At 68.5% G+C, this 16618-nt stretch carries 12 protein-coding genes and 2 pseudogenes; 10 read left to right on the top strand and 4 right to left on the bottom strand.

Annotation, left to right across the window (positions count from 1 at the left end):
* Positions 1-136 precede the first annotated feature (136 nt).
* The 3 genes from ACIBUY_RS39640 to ACIBUY_RS39630 all read right to left on the bottom strand — a co-directional run bounded on the left by ACIBUY_RS39640 (position 137) and on the right by ACIBUY_RS39630 (position 4916).
* Positions 137-1243 carry a transposase gene (locus ACIBUY_RS39640; RefSeq protein WP_399155298.1) on the bottom strand — a complete coding sequence of 369 codons (1107 nt, stop codon included), beginning with the start codon at positions 1241-1243 and terminating at the stop codon, positions 137-139.
* On the bottom strand, positions 1140-3179 hold the full coding sequence (locus tag ACIBUY_RS39635; protein ID WP_399155258.1) for a DUF4158 domain-containing protein: 2040 nt from the start codon (positions 3177-3179) through the stop codon (positions 1140-1142). The genes ACIBUY_RS39640 and ACIBUY_RS39635 overlap by 104 nt, the downstream gene beginning before the upstream one ends.
* Positions 3180-3563: 384 nt before the next feature.
* Entirely contained in the window at positions 3564-4916 is a 1353-nt protein-coding gene (locus ACIBUY_RS39630) for a tol-pal system YbgF family protein (RefSeq protein ID WP_399155257.1), read from the bottom strand.
* A 227-nt stretch (positions 4917-5143) separates the two neighbouring features.
* On the opposite strand from ACIBUY_RS39630, the gene ACIBUY_RS39625 reads away from it, so the two are divergent.
* From ACIBUY_RS39625 to ACIBUY_RS39585, 9 genes and pseudogenes are all read left to right on the top strand, one after another.
* Complete coding sequence (locus tag ACIBUY_RS39625) at positions 5144-7003, top strand: 1-deoxy-D-xylulose-5-phosphate synthase (RefSeq protein WP_399155256.1); 1860 nt, start codon at positions 5144-5146, stop codon at positions 7001-7003.
* Entirely contained in the window at positions 7000-8118 is a 1119-nt protein-coding gene (ispG, locus tag ACIBUY_RS39620; RefSeq protein WP_399155255.1) for a flavodoxin-dependent (E)-4-hydroxy-3-methylbut-2-enyl-diphosphate synthase, read from the top strand. The genes ACIBUY_RS39625 and ispG overlap by 4 nt, the downstream gene beginning before the upstream one ends.
* The gene (locus ACIBUY_RS39615; protein ID WP_399155254.1) at positions 8115-9017 is read left to right on the top strand and encodes a hypothetical protein; all 903 of its coding nucleotides are present in this window, start codon (positions 8115-8117) and stop codon (positions 9015-9017) included. Before ispG ends, ACIBUY_RS39615 begins: the two co-directional genes overlap by 4 nt.
* On the top strand, positions 9014-10366 hold the full coding sequence (locus tag ACIBUY_RS39610) for an FAD-dependent oxidoreductase (protein ID WP_399155253.1): 1353 nt from the start codon (positions 9014-9016) through the stop codon (positions 10364-10366). The genes ACIBUY_RS39615 and ACIBUY_RS39610 overlap by 4 nt, the downstream gene beginning before the upstream one ends.
* An 11-nt stretch (positions 10367-10377) precedes the next feature.
* The gene (locus ACIBUY_RS39605; RefSeq protein WP_399155252.1) at positions 10378-11961 is read left to right on the top strand and encodes a prenyltransferase/squalene oxidase repeat-containing protein; all 1584 of its coding nucleotides are present in this window, start codon (positions 10378-10380) and stop codon (positions 11959-11961) included.
* A complete protein-coding gene (locus ACIBUY_RS39600; RefSeq protein ID WP_399155251.1) occupies positions 11927-12763 on the top strand; it encodes an SDR family NAD(P)-dependent oxidoreductase in 837 nt (278 codons plus the stop codon). Before ACIBUY_RS39605 ends, ACIBUY_RS39600 begins: the two co-directional genes overlap by 35 nt.
* On the top strand, positions 12760-13389 hold the full coding sequence (locus ACIBUY_RS39595; protein WP_399155250.1) for an acetoacetate decarboxylase family protein: 630 nt from the start codon (positions 12760-12762) through the stop codon (positions 13387-13389). Before ACIBUY_RS39600 ends, ACIBUY_RS39595 begins: the two co-directional genes overlap by 4 nt.
* A 224-nt stretch (positions 13390-13613) precedes the next feature.
* Positions 13614-14690: a polyprenyl synthetase family protein gene (locus ACIBUY_RS39590; RefSeq protein WP_399155249.1), complete on the top strand. Its 1077-nt coding sequence runs from the start codon at positions 13614-13616 to the stop codon at positions 14688-14690.
* Positions 14687-15067, top strand: a pseudogene (locus ACIBUY_RS39585) (4-hydroxy-3-methylbut-2-enyl diphosphate reductase); the annotation flags it as partial. The gene ACIBUY_RS39590 and the pseudogene ACIBUY_RS39585, both read left to right, overlap by 4 nt.
* A gap of 54 nt (positions 15068-15121) precedes the next feature.
* On the opposite strand, the gene ACIBUY_RS39580 reads toward ACIBUY_RS39585, so the two are convergent.
* Positions 15122-15484, bottom strand: coding sequence for a DUF1304 domain-containing protein (locus ACIBUY_RS39580; RefSeq protein WP_365569460.1), 363 nt, complete (start codon positions 15482-15484; stop codon positions 15122-15124).
* 151 nt (positions 15485-15635) lie between these two features.
* Between ACIBUY_RS39580 and ACIBUY_RS39575 the strand changes: the two are divergent.
* A pseudogene (locus tag ACIBUY_RS39575) lies at positions 15636-16501 on the top strand (IS982 family transposase).
* Positions 16502-16618 lie beyond the last annotated feature (117 nt).

The raw sequence follows: 16618 nt of genomic DNA, 5'->3' as shown, positions 1-16618 counted from the left end.
GCGCGGTAGCTGGGGTGCCGTTAACGAACGGCGAACCAGGTGACAAGTAACCGGCCGGTAGCATTCGGATCGAAGGCGCAGCGCGGAAGAGGACCCCGGCCGTGGCCGGGGTCCTCTGATGTTCAAGGGTGTCGGATTACGCGGCGGCCGGCTCGGGGTCCGGTTCCTGGGGTGCGGGCTGGGTGAGTTGGAGCCGTCGGCCCATGTTGAGCCGTACCTCGCCATACGGCTGGATGTGCATCCAGAAGAGCGGAGTCAGCGCCCGTTTGTCCTCGTCGGTCAGGAGGTTCGCCCACTCCGGATCGGCGAGCATTTCCTGGATCATCAGTGCATTGACGAAGACGAGCGCTGTTTGCAGGAGATAGAGCGCGAGGACGGACAGTTCTTGCTGGTCACGGCGGTTGGAAGAGAGTTCGCCGCTCTTGCCGAAGAAGATGATGTCGTTGGCGCCGTTCCAGCCCTCGACGACGTTCAGCCCTTCCTGGATCTCGCGCTGGAGGTCGCGGTCGCGCAGGTGGCGGGCGACGAAGATGGTCTTCTGCGCGCGGCCGACTTCGAGCATGGCCTGGTAGACGGGGTGGGAGGCGGTGCGGGTGAAGCGCCGCAGGATGGCCTCGGTGGAGGCGGTGCCGACCCGGATCGCGGTGGCGTACTTGATGAGCTGGTCGTAGTTGTTCTCGATGACGTCCCAGCGGATCGGGCGGGTCATCGCATCGGCCAGGCGCTCGTAGCTGTCCTCATCCTCACGGCCGGGCCGGTACAGCTTGACCTTGTTGATCTGCTTGATGCGCGGCAGCAGATCGTAGCCCAGGAGCCTGGTCAGTCCGAACCCGATTTCCGACTGGCCGTGCGAGTCCACGTAGTTGCCCTCGGCCTGCATGGTCGTGGCGTGCCGCATCATGCCCTCGATCGCGGCGGCGACCTCCGAGGCGGTGCAGTTCAGAAGCTGGCTGTGAATGGCCATCGAACCTTTCTCGATGTGCCAGTACACCAGAACTCCGCGGCCCCCATACCGGAAGTGCCACTCGGTGAAGATGTTGCGGACCCAGGCTTTGAAGTGCGTGGAGTCCGAGGCCACGGTGGTGGTGCCCTGCCCCCACACGGCTTCGGAGCGGGCGGCGAAGGTGGCGTTGGCGATCTCAACGCCGGCGGCTTTTAGGCCGACGGCGGTCAGGCAGCGCCGTGCGGTGCAGCGAAGTTCCTCTTCGGTGTGCTTGTGCTCGCCGGAGGCGACGGAGCTGATCCCGGAGTTGGTGCCGTATGCGTAGGCGATCAGGAGTAGGCGTTCCAGGAGCTTGGCCTCGTCGATCGCCCCCCCGGGTGCCCACGGGTGCGAGGGCCTTGAGCATCCCGGTGCGCAGGGCGGCTTCCTTGAGGATGTCGATGAGGGCGACGGTGCCCCACTTCTTGCGGATCGCCTTCTTGAGCTTGCGCAGGTTCTTGGGTTCCTTCTGCGGCTCGGGCTCGGTGAACTTGATCGCTCCGCCTCGGTGCTTGGCGCTGATGGTGACCCAGGGCAGCTTGGGGAGCTTGGTGTCCGGGGCGCCGAGCTCGGCGCGCATCTCGGACTGGAGCTGGGCGGTGAACAGCTTCGCGTCGCGCGGCTTGTTCAGCTTCTCGTAGTACTCCGCGCGCCTCATCTCGAAGTCGTCGGGCAGGTCGTCGTCGGGGCTGCGCCACTTGTCGGCGCCGACGACCCAGATCTCCTTGCAGCGCAGCCGGTCGCGCAGGGCCTGGAAGACGCACGCCTCGTACACCGTGCGCATGATGCGCTTGGGCCCCTTGTCGGGGGTGAAGATCGCGAATTCCATCCAGTCCTTGCGTACGACGCCGTCGAGCGGGATGGTCTCGCCGAGCGGCAGGTAGGTGGTAGATGAGACCTTGTGTCGTTCGATGAACTTCAGCGCGTCCATGACAGGCTTGTGCTGGTCGTTGGAGGAGCGGAAGTCCAGCACTTCGAGGAGCTTCATCAGGCCGCTGCGGTAGTGGTTGCTGTAGGAGGACTTGAACACCCCCCGCTTGGAGCGGGCGAACTCCGCGTTCGTCGCCTTCATCTCGGCGACCAGGTCCTTGAGGGTCTTCTCGCCGCCGGCCGCCGGGTACACCACGGAGCGGACCGAGCCCTCCGGCGCGGCGAGCGATGCCGCCGCGATCTTCCCGAGCAGCCCGGCCTTGCCGCGGACCTTGGTGAACTCGGCGACGAACGCCTCGGTCACCTTCTTCTCCGCCCGCGCGTTGATGCGGTGCACGGTGGAGTTCAGCAGCTCCACCAGGGTGTCGGTGATCTCCCGCTGGCGCTGGAAGAGCAGGGCTGCGAGCAGGACGTGCCGTACGGGGTCATCGAAGCGCCGCAGGTGGCTCGGGGAGGCGGCCGACGCTCTCGCCCGCCAGGCGCCCACGACCTGTACGCCGATGCCGGTGAACGCCTTGGCCGGGATGCCGACGGCGCGGACCTGCTTGAGCTTGGAGATCTCGTCCAGCAGTGAGTTGAGGCTGACGTTTCCCGGATGGGACTTGACGTCGGCCAGCACCGACTCCACATCGTCCTCATCGTCCGAACCGCCGCCATCGCCGTCCACGCTCTCGGTGCCGGTGTCCTGTGCACTGTCGCCGGTCGGATCGGAGAAGACCAGCGCGTCCAGGCGGCGGGGACAGTCCTCTTTCCGGGCGAGCCGTGCGGCAACCCCGGCGACGGCCCGCTCGTCGGCCTGGTGCAGCGCGGACCGGATGATCGCGTCGACCTGGGCCACGGTCGGCGGCTCGATCAGGTCCGCGCGCATCTGCCGACCCAACTCGGCCCGCACCTGTTCCTCGCGGCGCTCGTCATGCCAGATCACATCCACCAGCTGCGAGATGAGCTTGACCTGGTCGGTCAGGCTGCACTCGTGCCACCCGGTCAGATCCCGCAGTTCGCTGCGGTGCCGCTTCGCGGCGCGCGAGGTGAAGTCATAGAACCCCAGCTCGGACGCGGCGACGCCGACCTGCTTGGCGACATGCTCGACCGCGTCGGGCGGCAGCTCCAGACGCATCTTGGGAAACCGGCCGCGCCAGGTCAAAAACTTGAGCTGGACGGCGAAGCCCAGCCTCGTGGCCCCGGTTTTGTTCCGTAACCAGTCCACCTCGTCACCGGACAGGGTGAAATGCTCCACCACCCCGTCCGGACCCAGATCCCGCCCCACGCGACAGCCCCTTCCGTCACCCCCGTGATCAGCATTCGGGCTGGACGGTAGGGGTGCTGCTGTACGGCGCACGCGGATATCCGCGAAACAACCCGGCAGAGAGGACCGGCCTGGTAAAGCGACCGGCCTGCGTCTCCATCGTGGCGCGTCCTGTGCCGCCGGCCCTGGGCCGGCTTTGCAGGTATGCGGCGCTCCGCATGAACGTACCGCCTGGTCCGGCGAGCCTGTCGTGCCACGGCCGTCTCTGCGGGCAGATTGCCGATTATGCAAGATCCGTTCGATCACGTCTGCGGCTCCTCGAGCCCGCTGTCTCCTGTAACACCTGGTCAGACCGCCGTGGGGTCGGCGGATCGCAACGCTGGCAGCGTCCCCTCGACCGACGCCTCAGTGCAGGGTGGCGGCTTGGGCCAGGAGGTGGGCGGTGGCGTGGTGGCGGCGGTGGGGGTGGAGGAGTTGTCGCATGGCGTGGAGGCGGTGGGTGGTGCGGGTGGAGTGAAGGGTGGGGTAGTCGTCGAGGAATGTCTGCCAGTGGGTGAGGGCTTGCTCGAGGTGTCCTTGAGCGAGGAGGGTTTCGGCGAGCCGGGCGCGGGTGAGGGTGCGGGCCTGGCGTTCGCCGGGGGCGCGTAGGCGCAGGGAAGTCGTCAGCGCACGACTGGCGCCGGTGCGGTCGCCGAGGGCGGCGAGGGTCTGGGCGCGCTGGTAGTGCAGGGCGCCGGCCGGATAGTGGCTGAAGGGGCCCGGGGCGGCGCGTTCTTGCTCGTAGAGGTGTTCGGAGGCGGTCAGGGCGGTGAGGGCGGCGTGTTTGTCGTGGTGGGCCTGCATGACCGCGAGGTGGGCCTGGGCGTAGGCGCAGATGATCGGTGCGGCATGGCGGGTGGCGTCCGTGGCGCGTTGGGCGAGGTTCAGGACGGCGGGGGTGTGGTGGCCCAGGTCGTGTGCGTGGGCGGACATGGTGCGCAGCGCGATGGCGAACGTGGTGGTGTCGTCGGCTTCGGTGGCGAGGTGGGCGGCGGTGTGGTGGTAGCGCTGGGCGAGGGCGTCCGCGCCGCTGCCGGCGCACATGGTGCCCAGCAGCAGGCTCAGTTGGGCGGCCCCGGACAGTAGACGCCGGTGGGCCTCCTCGCCGGCGGGGGCGTGCAGGTAGCCGGTCACGTCGTGGTGGAGGTAGGCCGCCAGCGCGGTGCGGACATGGCCGGGCCCGTGGGCCTCGGCGGCCTCCGCGAACATGCGGGCCATGGTCTGCATCTGCGCCACCTCCGCCCCGCCCGCCCGGCCCCGCGCACGGGCCGTCCGCGGAGGCGGCCCGGCGGGCGATTTCTCGGGCGTCGGCCAGGCGTCGGGCACGGCAAGGGCGGCCAGGCTGAACATTCCGGCACCCAGTAAGTGGCGGCGGCTGGGGTCGAGGTCGGATCCGGTGAGCAGGGAGAGTCGGCGCAACGGGTCAGCCTCCCAAGACAGATCGAACACATCGGACCCGTGCACCGGGGTGCGGCTCAGGCCCGCCTCGCTCGCGGTGACGGGGCGCTGCAGCCGCCGCGACAGCACCCCCAGCAGCAGCGCGGGCATGGGCGGCCGGGGTGTGGTGCCGGACAGCCAGCGCGACACCGTCGACTGGCCGCAGGAGACCTGCTGCCCGCGCTCAGCCGCCATGTGCCGTACGGCTATCGCGAGTTGGGTACCGCTCCAGTCTGCCTCCTGAAGCAGGATCCGCAGGTTGGTGTTGGGTGATTTAGGCACGTCCCATCCCCTCTTGGTTCCGGTCAGCCGGCCCGCCCCGCCCGAATTCACAAGCGCGCAATGTTGCATGGGGTGCATCGCATCCACCGCCTTGGCCCCCTGTGCGGCCCGGAACCTTGGCGGTGCACTGGTTGTACCCGGCGGGCATGCGCCTCCAACGACGGGCGTGGGCCGCTGGGTTGGTTCCAGCCGTACCCGCCATCCGCTCCGGCGAGAGGAAGAGCCTGATGGGTGCTCCCCCGCGTGACCGCTTGGCGGTCGCGGATCTGGCCGGTCTGACAGGGCCGGCCGCGGTGCGGGCCGTCCCGGCGGGAGAACTCCCGGTGCTGGCCGGGCGGATCAGGGAGTTCCTGGTCGAGAAGGTGTGTGCATCAGGCGGGCATCTGGGCCCGAACCTGGGGGTGGTGGAGCTCACCCTGGCCCTGCACCGGGTGTTCGACTCACCCCGCGACGCGCTGGTCTTCGACACCGGGCACCAGGCGTACGTCCACAAACTCCTCACCGGCCGGGGCGCGGAGTTCGACACCCTGCGCCAGGCCGGCGGCCTGTCCGGCTACCCCTCCCGCGCGGAGTCCGTGCACGACCTGGTGGAGAACTCGCACGCCTCCACAGCGCTGTCGTACGCGGACGGGCTGGCCAAGGCCCGCGCCCTCAACGGCGAGACGGACCGGGCGGTGGTGGCGGTCATCGGCGACGGCGCGATGACCGGCGGCATGGCCTGGGAGGCACTCAACAACATCGGCGGCGCACCCCAGAGGCCGGTGATCGTGGTCCTCAACGACAACGGCCGCTCCTACGCCCCCACCACCGGGGCCCTCGCCGCTCATCTGAAGGTGCTGAAGCAGAACGCGGGTGCGCAGGCGTGCCAGAACCTGTTCACCACCCTCGGCTTCACCTACTTCGGCCCGATCGACGGGCACGACACCACCGGGATCGAAGCCGTCCTGCGCCGGGCGCGGGCGATGAGGCGCCCCGTCATGGTGCATGTGAGGACGGTCAAGGGCCGCGGCTACCGGCCTGCCGAATCGGATGAGGCGGACTGCCTGCACGCGGTCGGCACCATCGACCCCGCCACGGGCACAGCGCCCCAGCCATCCACACCGTCGTGGACCAGCGTGTTCGGCCAGGAGCTGGCCCAGGTGGCCGGCGAACGCGAGGACGTCGTCGCCATCACGGCGTCGATGCTCCGGCCCACCGGCCTGCACCCCATGGCTCAGAAGTTTCCGGAGCGGGTCTTCGACGTCGGCATCGCCGAGCAGCACGCCGTCACCAGTGCGGCCGGCCTGGCGATGGGGGGCTTCCACCCCGTCGTCGCGATCTACGCCACCTTCCTCAACCGGGCCATCGACCAGGTCCTGATGGACGTCGCCCTACACCGGCTACCGGTGACCTTCGTCCTGGACCGGGCGGGCATCACAGGTCCCGACGGGCCGAGTCATCACGGCATATGGGACCTGTCCCTGTTCTCCGCGGTGCCTGGGCTGCGGATCGCGGCCGCACGCGATCCGGCCCGGCTGCGCAGCCTGCTGCGCGCGGCACTGGACATGCAGGACGGACCCACCCTGCTGCGCCTGCCCAAAGCCCCCGCCGGAAACGACATCGACGCAATCGCCCGCATGGACGGCCTGGACATCCTGCACCGCAGCGCCGGCCGCCCCCTCGATGCGCTCCTGGTTCCGGTCGGCCCGATGGCCCAGGCCGCATTCGAGGCCGCCGCCTGGCTGGAGGCTCAAGGGATCGGTGTCACGGTCGTCGACCCGCGCTGGGTCATCCCGGTCAATCCAGCATTGCCCGCGTTGGCAGCCCGCCACCGCCTCGCCGTCACCATCGAGGACAACTCCCGTACGTCAGGAGTCGGTTCGGCCATCGCCCAGGCGTGCCGTGATGCCCGAGTGCGAACCCCGGTCACTGTGCTCGGCCTGCCCCGCGCCTTCGTAGGCCATGGCTCAAGGACCGACCTGTTGGCCGAGGCGGGACTGGATGCTCCTGGCATCACACGCACCGTGCAAGAGCTGATCACGCAACCCCCCGTCGCCTTCTCGTCGCAACGCCCCGCCTTCTCCCAGCCTGCCCGGAGGGCCCGATGACGGTCATCGACCTCGGCCTGCCCACCGCACCCGCCAAGACCCCGGTGCGCCGCCCCACACGCCAACTCAAGGTCGGCGATGTCCCAGTCGGCGGCGGTGCACCCATCAGCGTGCAGACCATGACCACGACGCTGACCGCCGATGTGGATGCCACTCTGCGCCAGATCGCCGAAGTCACCGCCGCCGGCTGCGACATCATCCGCATCGCCGTCCCCTCCCAGGACGACGCCGACGCCCTGCCCGCCATAACCGCCAAGTCACCGATCCCAGTGATCGCCGACATTCACTTCCAGCCTCGCTACGTCTTCGCCGCCATCGATGCCGGCTGCGCTGCAGTCCGCGTGAATCCCGGCAACATCAAGAAGTTCGACGACCGTGTCGGCGACATCGCCAAGGCCGCTGCTGAGGCGGGGGTACCGATCCGGATCGGCGTCAATGCCGGCTCCCTCGACCCGCGCCTGCTGACCAAGCACGGATCCGCCACGCCCGAGGCCCTGGTGGAATCGGCCCTGTGGGAGTGCTCCCTGTTCGAAGAGTACGGCTTCACCGATCTGAAGATCGCCGTCAAGCACCACGACCCCCAAACGATGATCGCCGCCAACCGTCTGCTCGCCGAAGCCTGTGACTACCCTCTCCACCTCGGCGTCACCGAAGCCGGCACCGCCATGCAGGGCGCGATCAAGTCCGCGGCCGCCTTCGCGATCCTCCTTGCCGAGGGCATCGGTGACACCATCCGCGTTTCCATCTCTGACCACCCCGTGCAACAGGTCAAGGCCGGCAACCACATCCTGCAGTCCCTGGGCCTGCGCCCCCGCAAACTTGAGATCGTCTCCTGTCCCGGCTGCGGCCGGCTGCAGGTCGACATCCACCGCCTGGCCGCCCAGGTGGAGGCCGCCTTCGACGGTTTCCCTCATCCTCTACGCATCGCCGTCATGGGGTGCATCGTCAACGGACCGGGCGAATCCCGCGAAGCCGATCTTGGCGTGTCCTGCGGCAACGGCAAGGGCCAGATCTTCCGCAAAGGGAAAGTCGTCACGACCGTCCCCGAATCAAAGATCGTCGACACACTGCTGGAGGAGGCTCTGCGCCTGTGCGGGCCGGAGGCGGGCCAATGACCTCGTCACCCGTCTACGACCTGCCGTTTCCCGCACGTCTCAATCCTCGAGCCGGCCTGCTCGAGGAGCACATGCGCCGTCGGGGCCTGGCTTCCAAGGCTCGCTTCGATCAGCTCGTGGCACGCATGTATCCGACCGCGCCTTGGCCGTTGCTCGGTTCGATCGGCCAGATCATTGTCTGGCTCTTTCTGTACGACGATCGCCTCGACCCCGGCGGAACACCCAGCGCCCACGACGAGTTCGTCCGCTCGACCGAGCAGGCCCTGACCGAGGCGGGACCCGGGGGGAGCGCCGACCCGGTCGTGAGGTGCCTGGCCAGCTGGCGTGCAGAGGTCGAGTCCACAGTTCCGGCCGCCTGGTGGCAGAACTGCGTGGCCGATCTGGTCGAGGTCGTCCGCAGCATCGCCCGCGAGCACCGCGCCCAGGACTTCCCCAGCTTGGACGCCTACCGCTCGGCCCGGCTGCACACCTCAGGCTGGACACTGCTGACCGATCTGGCCGAACTCGCCGACGATGCCGTCCTCCCGCAGAGTATGCGCCACCTCCCCATGGTGCGGCAGCTCCGCGTAACCGCCGGAGACGTCGCCTGCGCGGTCAACGATCTGCTGTCGCTCGGCAAGGAGATCAAGGCCGGCGAGTGCCACAACCAGGTCCTGATCGTTCGGCGGGAGGAGGAGTGCACCTTGCAGGAGGCGATCGAACGGACCGAAAACTGGGCCGCCGGTCGACTCCGTGACTACCTGAACCTCCGTGGCGCGCTCGTGTCCGACAGCCATGTTCGGCAACGGGCACTTGTGGACCGGTACGCGACTGGGATGGAGAACCTCATGCGCGGAAGCCTGGACTGGAGCATCGGCACCAGCCGGTATCTGCAGCCGGAACTGGAGCAGACCCGATGAGCCCGGGACCCCGCGTCATCGTGGTGGGAGCCGGGATCGCTGGGCTTGCCGCCGCCTTCCGGCTGCAGCAGGCGGGCTGCACCGTCCTGATCCTGGAGCGGTCCGGCCCCGAGTTGGTCGGCGGCCGGATGGCCACGGTGGAGCGCGGCGGGTTCCCCATCGACGTGGGCGCCACGCTTCTCCTGTCCTCCTACACGGCCATGCTTACCTTGGCTGCCGACGCGGGAGCCGCCGACCTGATCAGGCCTGCGGGCACCACGTACGGTCTCGTCCGCGACGGTGAGGTGCAGCGCTTTCGCAGCGACTCGGTCGGCTCGGCGGTCACCAGCACGTTTCTGCGCGGTCTCGCCAAACGGGACCTGGCCAAAATCGCAGCCGATTTCCTGCGCATCCGGCCCCACCTGGGCTGGGACGACATGACCCGCACCGCCGGACTGGACTTCGAAACGGTCTACGACTACACGCTGCGTCGCGGCCTGCGCACCGACACCTTCGAATACCTGCTCGCGCCGTTCACCGCTGGTCCCGCGCTGGCCGAGCCGGAACATGCCTCTATCGTCAGCGGCTTCTTCGCGTTCAACACGATCATCGCCAGCCGCGGCGGGTTCACCACGCCGCAGGGCGTCGGATTCCTGCCGCAGGCGCTGGCCAGGCAGGTCCCGGTCGAGTACCACGCGGAGGTCACCTCGGTCGAAGAACGCGCTGGCGAGACCGTCGTCACCTGGACGCGGGAGGGACAGGACGAGCGGCAGGAGTCCTGCGACGCCTGCGTCCTGGCCGTGCCGCCGCCCCACGCCGCAGCACTGTTCGGCCAGCTGAACGACCTGGAGCGCGCATACCTCACCGCGGTCGAGTACTCCCGGAGCGTCCATGTGGCCTTCGGGCTGGAGCGGACAACCCGTGAGACGTCGCTGCTCGTCCAGGTTCCCCGGATCGAGCATCCGCATCTGGTCGCCTATGTCCTGGAACACAACCAGGCCCCCGACCGCGTACCGGCCGGCAAGGGGCTGGTGATGGCCCATTTCCGTGGCACCTGGTCGGCTGAGCACTGGGACCTCGACGACTCCAAGGTGGTCGACCACGCGCTCGCCGAGACCACCCGCCTGGGCATCCTGCCCGAGCTCGCCGAGCACACCGTGCTCAGCGAGGTGTTCCGAGTCTCCCCGTGCACGGTCATCCGCCGTCCGGGGATCTACCGGGAGGCCAGCCGGATCGCCGCATCACTGAATGGGCGGACCCGCGTGCAGTTCGCCGGCGGCGACTTCCTCGCCCAGTCCACGACCAACAGCAGCCTGGTGTCCGGCGAGAACGCCGCACGCAGGCTGCTGGCCGCGCTGCGACGCAGCTGAAAGGAGCACCGATGCGAACCCCGATCCCTGGACGTGCAGCTATGTGGCCGCACGAACTGTTCCCTGGCCTGCCGGACGCCACGGCCAGGCTCTGCGCCCAGGTCCTTGCGCGGGTCGACACCGACGGCGCCGTCCGCGACCCGTGCCGCAGCCGTGTCTTGGAGTCGGCACTGACACTTCGGCTCCTCGAGCTGACCGGCCATGCCCCTGGCAGCCGGGCGGCCCTGAGCCGCTACCTCAACCAGAGCACGCCCCAAGACCCGGCCGAGCGCATGCTGAAGGATGTGGCGCTGCACGGCATCGCAGGTTCAGCTGCGGCGGTGGCCGACCGCGTGATCGGCCAGTCCCCGGAATTCACCGGGCAGCGGAAACGGGCCTTACTGGAGGCCCTGTTCGCACTGTGGGGCGCCCCACCGGCCCTGCTCACGGGCGATGTCCCACTGACCGGCCTGCACAGTTGGGCGCGCGTTCAGGTGTCGGCCGTCAAGACCGTGCTGGCCGACACCGCCGGACGGCCCGGGCTGATCACCGACGAAGACGTGCGGCGCCTGCTCGACACCCAGAAGCTCCCACACGCATGGGAAGGCAACCTCCTCATCTCGCTGTGGGTGCTGCATGCGCTGGCCCGGCTGCCGGGCACCGAGCACATCGTTGCTGACGGCGTGCGCAAGGTCCTGGCCCATCAGCGGGCCGATGGCGGACTCCCGTTCGTGTCCGACACCGACACCTGGTGCACCGCCACCGCCGGGATCGCCCTGGCCGCCGCCGGGATGTCCCACCTGCGGCTGCGGCCGCTGGCCGCACACCTGCTGAGCCAGCAGCGGCCCGGCGGCGGCTGGACCTACACCGATCTGTCCGATCAGACCGACGTCGACGACACCTCGGTGGCCGTCCAGTTCCTGCACCTGCTTGACCCGCACAGCCACCAGGCGACGATCGGGCGTGGCATCTCTTCGATGCTCGCGACACGCGGCACCGACGGAGGCTTCCCGACCTACCTGGCGGGAGCGCCGTCGGAAGCGTCGATGACCGCAGCCGTGCTCGACGCACTCTCGACCCACCCCGCCGAACACGCCGTCACCATCTCGGCAGGGCTGGAGTACCTGGCCAAGGAGCAGAACTCCGACGGGTCCTTCCCACCCGACTGGAGCTCCAGCCGTCTGCACACAGTGTTCCGTGTCCTGCTCGCCGCCTCGCGGCACCCCGCCCAGACGCCCGCGCCCGTCGCCGCGATGACCCGCCGCGCCCTCGGCCTGGTCCGCGAGCAGCAGCACCTCGATGGCGGCTGGGGCGCACAAGAAGGCACACCCAGCGACGCGATCACCACCGCCTACGGACTCATCGCCCTCTGCCTGCAGGACGACCCGCGGCCCGCAGCCCGCGCCCTGACATTCCTCCTTGGCCATCAGCGCGAGGACGGCGGCATCACCGCGCCGCCCGACTCGATCGGCCCGCGCCCGTTTGTGTTCACCGTGCCGGCGCTCGCCGACATCTTCACGCTGCTCGCACTCGGCCACCTCGGGCACCGGATCCAGCCCCTCACAGCCACTGGGAGAGGACATGAGGAAGCGCTCCAACCCAGCCTCGGCAGGTGACTCGTTCGCCGGACAGGTCTGCCTGATCACCGGCGGCGCCCAGGGCATCGGCTGGGCCCAGGCCCAGGCGTTTGCCGCAGCAGGTGCGCAGGTACACGTCTGCGACCATTCGCCAGCCCATCTGCACCGCGCTCAACGCGAACTCGACGGCTCACGCAAGATCGTCCTCGACCAGGTGGACGTGACCTCCAAAACCGCCGTCGACCAGTGGATCACGGGCATCGGGAAAGCCGACGTGTACGTGCACAACGCCGCGTTCGTACGCTGGTCCGACGTCCGCGACATGAGCGTCGAGGATGCCGAACTGTCGATGCGCACCGGCTACGAAGGCCTCGTCTACGGCGTCAAGGCCGTGCTCCCGCTGATGCTCGAGGCAGGCGGCGGCCACATCGTGGCGATGGGCTCCTCGGCCGGCAGGCTGCTCGTGGTCGGGCCGTCCGCTGCCTACGCGGCAGCCAAGGCAGCGATCGAGGCATACACCGAGATCCTGCGGATCGAACTCGCCAGCACCCCGGTCGCGGTGACCCTGATCCGGCCCGGCGTGGTCACGGGCACCGACTTTTTCAAGACCCACGTCCGCTCCGACCGGATGCCGCGCCTGGTCGACTTCCTCCCACCCGCCACCCCCGACCAAGTCGCCGGAGCCGTCGTCGACGGGGTACGCAAACGCAAGACCGTGGTGGACATCCCCGGCTACCTGCCCGCGATGTACCGCATCTACTGCTTGAGCCCGGCACTGTTCCGCTACCTCACCACGCTCGGCGGCCAGGCCCGCCACGACTACACCAGGACCAGGCCATGACGAGCACCTACCCACCCCCGCCCTGGCACTCGACCGGCACCCTGTGGCTCGGCCTGCTGCGGACCCGCGAAGCGGTTCCGCAGCCACCCGAACTCACCCGGCTCCTCCCCGCCCGCCGGATGGCCTTCATGCTGATCCGATACCTCACCGGCACACTCTGCTACGACGAGTTCATGGTGGGTGCCCTCGCCAGGCACGGCCGACACGCCGCCCTCTGGGTACACGCCATCTGGGTGAACGACCCGCAATCACTGTCGGGAGGCCGGGAGATCTGGGGCGTCCCGAAAGAGCTTGCCACCTTCAACTGGTCACCAGACGGCGTCCACATCAGCGACTCCCACAACACCATCGCCGCCATCCGCCTCGGCGGGCGTACCCCCACCGGCCCACGCATCCCCTTGCTGGCAACCGGCTTCGGGAACCTGAAAGGCGACCTCACCTACTTCAGCGGCCGACTACGCGGCCCGGTCGGCAAGGCAACCGCCCACGTCACGCAGTGGAGCACCTCGCTGCCCGCCCTTCAATCCACCACCGCACGCCCTGTTCTGCAGATCAGCCCGTTCTCGATGACGGTGAACGCTCCCTCTACCAGACGCTGCTCAGTCAGCTCCGGTCTTGAGACGTGAGCCGAGACCGTCGTCGACGGCCCCCTCCACGTTCTTCCTGGTGAGGGGATATGTGATCAACAAGCCGGCTACGTTCCGCGAAGCCGACCCCGGCTCCTGGGATAACGGCAAGGTCAGATCAACCACCGCGGCCCTGTGATCACGGCGGTCCCCGAATCAAAGATCCTGGCTGCGCCCTTCGACCAGGACCGCAAGGTCGCCACCCTCACCCGCGAGGAGCCCTCATGACTCTCTCTCCTCCTACTCCTACCCTCGATCTGAGCCATCTCAAGACATCCGCGGATGAGGTCCTGGACGGCTTCCTCGTCCGTAAAGCCGCCGCCCGCACCCCCGATCTGCCCGACCTGGCCACGTCGTTGCGCCGGTTCATAGCGGTCGGCGGGAAACGCATCCGCCCCCTATTCACCCTCGTGGGCTGGCACGCCGCCGGCTGCAACGGCACCGTGCGCGCGGCCCACCACCTGGCTGCCTCCCTTGAGCTCTTCCATGCCTTCGCCCTCATCCACGACGATGTCATGGACCGCTCCGATACCCGCCGAGGCCACCCCACCGTCCACCGCCACTTCGCCCAGCAGCACGCTGGACTGCCCGCTGCCGCGGAGCAGTTCGGCACCGGCGCGGCGATCCTCGTCGGGGACCTGGCGCTGATGTGGTCCGACGAACTCCTGCACACCGGCAACCTGACCCCCCAGCAACTGGCCGCCGTGCGGCCGCTGCTGAACAAGATGCGCACCGAGGTCATCCAGGGCCAGTACCTCGACCTCAACCTCGACTGGCGCCGTCACCAGCAGCCCGACGTGCAGGCCGCACTGACCGTCATCCGCTACAAGACCGCCAAATACACCATCGAGCGGCCCCTCCAGCTCGGCGCCGCCCTTGCCGGGGCACCCCCGACCCTCCTCGCCGCGCTGTCCGCCTACGCGATCCCGCTCGGCGAAGCCTTCCAACTGCGCGATGACCTCCTCGGCGTGTTCGGCGACCCGGCGACCACCGGCAAACCCGCCCTCGATGACCTCCGCGAAGGCAAAGCCACCGTCCTCATCGCCCTGGCCCTCACCCGCGCCCGGCGCGCCCAGGCCGATCAGCTCCGCCTCTTCCTTGGTTGCCCCACCCTCACCGAGGAGCAGGCCCAGGTGGCGCGCCGCATCATCACCGCCAGTGGCGCCGTCCGCACCGTCGAGACCATGATCGCCGAACGGTACGAGCAAGCCCAGGCCGCCCTGGACACCGCCCCCATCGACCCGGCCGTCAAGGATGCCCTGCATCGCCTCGCCGACACCGCCGTCCGGAGGCGGACATGAACCCTCCCACCACCCGCCGTGCCCTCCTGGCCGCCCCTCGCGGGGCGTGCGCGGGTGTCAACCGGGCCATCCAGGCTGTGGAGAAGGCCCTTGAGCAGTACGGCGCACCGATCTATGTCCGCCACGAGATCGTGCACAACAAGTACGTCGTACAGACCCTGGAGAAGAAGGGCGCCATCTTCGTCGAGCAGACGGAGGAGGTCCCCGAGGGCTCCATCGTGATGTTCTCCGCGCACGGCGTGGCCCCGACCGTGCACGAGGAGGCCGCCCAGCGGAACCTCGCGACGATCGACGCGACCTGCCCCCTGGTGACCAAGGTCCACAAGGAGGCCATCCGGTACGCCAAGGAGGACTACGACATCCTCCTGATCGGCCACTAGACGAGTAGTTCCGAATGTGATCGTCCTATGCCGTGACGGCCCCCGCCGGTTTCAGCGGGCCAGGAGTACCAGCGTGAGTACGGCGAGGGCGGGGACGGTCTGCACGAAGAGGATCTTGCGGGACGCTGTCGCGGCGCCGTACAGCCCGGCGACGGCGACGCAGGCCAGGAAGAAGACTCGCACTTGGAAGCCGATCGGATCGGAGGCGAAAGCACCCCACAGAAGTCCGGCTGCCAGGAATCCGTTGTACAGGCCCTGGTTGGCGGCCATCGCCTTGGTCGAGACCGCGAACTCCTCTGTTGTCCCGAAAGCGGCCCGGGCGCGGGAACTGGTCCACAGGAACATCTCCAGAACCAGGATGTAGGCGTGCAGGAGGGCGAGCGCGACAACCGCAACCATGGCAATAACGGACATGCTGGACACATTACGTCACGGCATGACCGGCTATCGCTCACGTCGGGACCAGCAGATTTCCGGCGCAGCCGATCCGCATTCAAGGCGTTTCGGCGACATAGGGGCCCAGCGGTTCGCCTGGAGACACAGAGAGGGCATCCAAGATCGTTTTGTGAAGAACGAAGACCTGGACACCCTCATCACCGGACTGTACGTGAAGATCGACGACGAGATCGGAGGAACCCGATGGCTGGGCAGGCCACCGAAGTTGAGCGACTCCGAACTCGTGTGTCTGGCTGTCGCGCAGGCTCTGCTGGGCTTCGCCTCCGAGGCCCGCTGGCTGCGCTTTGCCCGCAGCGACCTGGCTGCGATGTTCCCGTACCTGCCCAAACGGCCCGGATACAACAAGCGGCTGCGGGCCGCGCTGCCGCTGGTCAAGAGGGCGATACGTCTCCTTACGACGGATACGGACTTCTGGTTCGACAACCACTGGATCATCGACTCCACACCGGTGCCGTGCGGCATGTCGCGGCCCACCGTGAAGCGGTCGGACATGGCCGGCTGGGCCGGATACCGGTACTGCGCCTGATCCTGGTCTGCACCCCGAACGGGATGCCGATCACCTGGGCCCTGGCCAGTCCGAAGATCGACGAGCGGGAGGTACTGGCAGCCATGCTGGACCGCGAACCCGATCTGACGACCGACAGACCAGGCCTGCTCCTGATCGCCGACAAGGGCTTCGCTTCCAAGGAGTTCGAGGCCGATCTCGCCTTCCAGGGCGCGGAGCTGCTCCGCCCGTCGTTCAAGCGGGAGAAGCGCCGCAGAGGCGAGTCGCTGCTGAAGTCGATGCGGCAACTGATCGAGTCGGTCAACGACACGTTGAAGGGCCAGCTCGACCTGGAACAGCACGGCGGCCGCACCTTCGAGGGCGTCGCCGTCCGCGTCGCCCAGCGCATCCTCGCCATGGCCTCGGCCATCTGGCACAACCACAAGACCGGAGCCCCGGTCCTGCGGTCGCTGACCGCATTCGATCACTGAACACATTCGGAACTACTCGTCTCTAGGGCGTGTCTTCAAAGTGGTTGCAGCCAGAGCAGTGTGGCGGCGAGGGTGATCACGGCTTGGTACGAGGTGGCGGTCTTGTCGTAGCGGGTG

It is taken from the genome of Streptomyces sp. NPDC050085, from assembly GCF_044460595.1.
GTDB lineage: Bacteria > Actinomycetota > Actinomycetes > Streptomycetales > Streptomycetaceae > Streptomyces.
Note: the sequence above shows the minus strand (reverse complement) of the source record. Positions and strands in the feature narration are given on the sequence as shown.

Bases quoted from the DNA above. Each gene is read 5' to 3' on its own strand.
- ispG (WP_399155255.1), top strand. From the start codon at position 7,000: ATGACGGTCATCGACCTCGGCCTGCCCACCGCACCCGCCAAGACCCCG.
- ACIBUY_RS39600 (WP_399155251.1), top strand. From the start codon at position 11,927: ATGAGGAAGCGCTCCAACCCAGCCTCGGCAGGTGACTCGTTCGCCGGA.
- ACIBUY_RS39610 (WP_399155253.1), top strand. From the start codon at position 9,014: ATGAGCCCGGGACCCCGCGTCATCGTGGTGGGAGCCGGGATCGCTGGG.
- ACIBUY_RS39580 (WP_365569460.1), bottom strand. From the start codon at position 15,484: ATGTCCGTTATTGCCATGGTTGCGGTTGTCGCGCTCGCCCTCCTGCAC.
- ACIBUY_RS39605 (WP_399155252.1), top strand. From the start codon at position 10,378: ATGCGAACCCCGATCCCTGGACGTGCAGCTATGTGGCCGCACGAACTG.
- ACIBUY_RS39615 (WP_399155254.1), top strand. From the start codon at position 8,115: ATGACCTCGTCACCCGTCTACGACCTGCCGTTTCCCGCACGTCTCAAT.
- ACIBUY_RS39625 (WP_399155256.1), top strand. From the start codon at position 5,144: ATGGGTGCTCCCCCGCGTGACCGCTTGGCGGTCGCGGATCTGGCCGGT.
- ACIBUY_RS39595 (WP_399155250.1), top strand. From the start codon at position 12,760: ATGACGAGCACCTACCCACCCCCGCCCTGGCACTCGACCGGCACCCTG.
- ACIBUY_RS39590 (WP_399155249.1), top strand. From the start codon at position 13,614: ATGACTCTCTCTCCTCCTACTCCTACCCTCGATCTGAGCCATCTCAAG.